The organism is Serratia sp. J2, assembly GCF_046269175.1.
GTDB classification, from domain to species: domain Bacteria; phylum Pseudomonadota; class Gammaproteobacteria; order Enterobacterales; family Enterobacteriaceae; genus Chania; species Chania fonticola_C.
Genome location: NZ_JBKABN010000117.1, coordinates 1 through 456 on the forward strand (window position 1 = coordinate 1; position 456 = coordinate 456).

At 55.9% G+C, this 456-nt stretch carries 1 pseudogene; it reads right to left on the reverse strand.

Annotated features, from left to right (window positions below):
* Positions 1 to 354, reverse strand: a pseudogene (locus ACKWMY_RS28340) (DNA primase); the annotation flags it as partial.
* Between the last annotated feature and the right edge of the window lie 102 nt (positions 355 to 456).

Genomic DNA, 456 nt, shown 5'->3' on the forward strand with positions numbered 1-456 from the left:
CGGTGGCGGGGCGGCGTTGAACAGGCTATTAATCCGATCAGCGTCGGCCAGCACGGCCACCAGCTCTTTACGGCTGATAAACTCCAACACCACCGCTTCGCGCTTCTCCCTGGCAGGTTCGGGGGCTAAGTTGGAGGAAAACCCGTTATCAGTCAGCCATTCCGGGGTGACATTCCCGATCGCAAACGCACTCAGCCGCACAGCCAGATCATTGAGTGGCGTTCCCGTTGTTGTTTGCAGTATGGCCTTTGCCGCTACAGCTTTCTCTATAGGGCGACCGTTAACCCAGCGGTAGACGCAGGAAAACAGCTCATTCGGCCATTGGCTGGTGTTAACCTTCTGTGGCTTGCTCATACCTTTGGCCTCACTGTCATGATGAATTTACCGATCAGTGGGTGGAACCAGTATTTACTGCCGTATTTGCGCTTGGCGCCCTTGATGACGATCAGCGCCGCC